General features: G+C 50.5%; 3 protein-coding genes. All 3 read left to right on the forward strand.

Annotated elements, in window-relative coordinates; translation table 11 throughout:
- Positions 1 to 996 (forward strand): peptide chain release factor 2 (gene prfB, locus KDK17_RS08045; protein WP_257287800.1); only part of this gene is annotated, 996 nt, incomplete at its 5' end.
- Positions 997 to 1,084: 88 nt separating this feature from the next.
- The gene (gene lysS / locus KDK17_RS08050; RefSeq protein WP_257254276.1) at positions 1,085 to 2,578 is read left to right on the forward strand and encodes a lysine--tRNA ligase; all 1,494 of its coding nucleotides are present in this window, start codon (positions 1,085 to 1,087) and stop codon (positions 2,576 to 2,578) included.
- Between the two features lie 254 nt (positions 2,579 to 2,832).
- The coding region (locus KDK17_RS08055; RefSeq protein WP_373691576.1) for a TetR/AcrR family transcriptional regulator at positions 2,833 to 3,036 on the forward strand (204 nt) is incomplete at its 3' end.

Consider the following 3,036-nt stretch of genomic DNA (forward strand, 5'->3'; position numbering starts at 1 on the left):
CAGGAAGTAGAGCGGGAGCTTGAAGATCCGGATGTCTGGAATGAGCCAGAACGTGCCCAGGCCCTGGGTAAGGAGCGTTCCATTCTGGAAGGCATTGTTTCTACCATTGAACAGCTGACATCAGGCCTGGAAGATGCCAGTGAATTGCTGGAAATGTCGGTGGAAGAGCAGGACGAAGACGGTGTGGAAGGCGTTGTGGAAGAGCTGGACCAGCTAAGCGAAAAGCTGGAAGAGCTGGAGTTTCGTCGCATGTTCTCCGGAGAAATGGATCCCAATAATGCCTATTTGGACATTCAGTCGGGTTCCGGTGGAACAGAAGCTCAGGACTGGGCCAACATGTTATTGCGTATGTACCTGCGATGGGGTGAACAGCGGGGCTTCAAAACTGAAATCATTGAAGTGTCTGCTGGAGAAGTGGCTGGCATTAAGTCGGCTACGGTTCAGTTTACCGGTGAATACGCTTTTGGCTGGTTGAGAACAGAAACAGGTGTGCATCGTTTGGTACGAAAGTCTCCATTTGATTCCGGCAACCGCCGCCATACCTCTTTCTCATCGGTTTTTGTCTCTCCGGAGATAGACGATAACGTTGAGATCGAGATTAATCCGGCCGACCTTCGAATTGATACCTACCGCTCCAGTGGTGCCGGTGGTCAGCACGTAAACACCACCGACTCTGCGGTTCGTATTACTCACGAGCCTTCAGGCATTGTGGTGCAGTGTCAGAACCAACGTTCCCAGCACCAGAACAAGGACAAGGCCATGCAGCAGTTAAAAGCCAAGCTGTATGAGCTAGAGATGCAGAAGCGCACTGCAGACGCTCAGGCTCTGGAAGATTCCAAGTCCGATATTGGTTGGGGCAGTCAGATTCGTTCCTACGTTCTGGATGATTCCCGCATCAAGGATCTGAGAACCAGCGTAGAAACCCGTAATACTCAGGCTGTTCTTGACGGAGATCTCGATAAGTTTATCGAGGCAAGCCTCAAGAAAGGCCTGTAATCTCAGCCGTTAACAGAGAACAGTTTACACAAGGGAGTAACAGGCAGCTGTTTGCTCCCAGCCCCCAAGGGGGTGAACTGGAGAAAATATGTCTGAAGAACAGATTTTAGATGCCCGGGAAGAGAACCGGCTGGTGGCTCTTCGCCGTGAAAAACTCAATACCATTCGTTCTGAACGGGTCGCTTTCCCAAACAAATTCCGTCGTGATGCGCTGGCTGCAGATCTTCAGAAGGCGTTCGCTGATACCAGTAAGGAAGAGCTGCTGGACGCCGGCAAGAAGATCAAGGTCGCTGGCCGTATCATGCTGAATCGCGGCGCATTCATGGAAATTCAGGATATGTCCGGTCGTATCCAGGTTTACATGAACCGCAAAGCGCTGGCTAAAGAAGTACTGAAAGAAGCCAAAACCTGGGATCTGGGGGATATCATCGGTGCTGAAGGAACCCTTCAGCGTTCCGGCAAGGGCGATCTCTATGTGGATATGGAGCATGTAGAGCTGCTGACCAAATCCCTGCGCCCTCTGCCCGAGAAGCACAAGGGGCTGACCGATACAGAAATGCGTTATCGTCAACGTTATGTGGATCTGATTACCCGTGAAGAATCTCGTGAAACTTTCCGTATTCGTTCCCGTATTGTTCAGGTGATTCGTGACTATTTCCATGGGCAGGACTACATGGAAGTAGAAACCCCGATGCTACAAGTGATTCCGGGAGGTGCAACGGCACGCCCGTTCGTGACTCACCATAATGCACTGGATATTGATATGTACCTGCGCATTGCTCCGGAGCTCTATCTGAAGCGTTTGGTCGTGGGCGGATTCGAACGAGTGTTTGAAATTAATCGGAACTTTCGTAACGAGGGGTTGTCTACACGTCATAACCCTGAGTTTACGATGATTGAGTTCTACCAGGCTTACGCAGATTACATTGACATGATGGATCACACGGAAGCCCTCTTTAAGCGTCTGGCCAAGGACGTTACCGGTGGGACGACATTGACTTACCAGGGTAACGAGATCGATTTCGGCAAGCCATTTGTGCGTATGTCGGTTTTCGATTCTATACTGCACTTCAATCCGGATCTTGAGGTTGCTGATATTGATACGATTGATTCAGCGACTCAGGTTGCGGAAAAGCTGGGTATCGAGGTCAAGGGTACCTGGGGTCTGGGCAAGATTCAGATCGAGATATTTGAGGAAACGGTTGAGCACCGTCTGATGGATCCGACATTCATTACCGAATATCCAACAGAGGTATCGCCTTTGGCACGTCGTAATGATGGCAATCCATTCATTTCTGACCGCTTTGAGTTTTTTGTGGGCGGACGTGAGGTGGCCAACGGTTTCTCCGAGTTGAACGATTCTGAAGATCAGGCTGAGCGTTTTCGTCAGCAAGTCGCAGAAAAAGACGCTGGCGATGATGAAGCCATGCACTTTGATGCAGACTACATCAACGCTCTGGAGTATGGTTTGCCGCCAACGGCGGGTGAGGGTATTGGTATAGACCGTCTGGTCATGCTGTTTACTGATGCACCTTCCATCCGTGATGTACTGTTGTTCCCGCACATGCGACCCCAGCAGTAATCCCGGCTGGATTCCGGCAGTCAGTCTATCTGTCTGCCGAACCTTCAGCCCAGTCTTCAGCGGCCATTGACCAAGCTTGGAGCATGACTGTCTAACGTCGGTTTTCAAGCTGAAGTACAAGAAGATTGGCGTAACTGGAATTCCTCTTTTATTTTTAGAGATGGCTTCAGGCGTCATAAGACTAACAGGCAACTGCAAGGCATTTTCTCATGGAAGCAACGTACAGTGACGAAAGAAACTGCGTCCTATCGCAGATGGCCCAAAATGAAGGAGCTGCTCTCGGAGACGGAACTCTGAAATATCAAGGACGTAAAACCAGTCGGGCCAACAGTGAGCAACGTCGTCGAACCATTTTGGAAGCAGCACTAAGAATCGTGGTAAGGGACGGAGTCCGTGGCGTAAGGCACCGCGCTGTCGCCAAAGAAGCTCAGGTACCTCTCTCTGCAACCACCTATTAC

Origin of the sequence: Endozoicomonas sp. SESOKO2, from assembly GCF_024606245.1 — a bacterium.
Taxonomy (GTDB): Bacteria; Pseudomonadota; Gammaproteobacteria; order Pseudomonadales; family Endozoicomonadaceae; genus Endozoicomonas_A.

Excerpts from the sequence above, each read along its gene's own strand:
- lysS (WP_257254276.1), top strand. The coding sequence starts at position 1,085 with ATGTCTGAAGAACAGATTTTAGATGCCCGGGAAGAGAACCGGCTGGTG.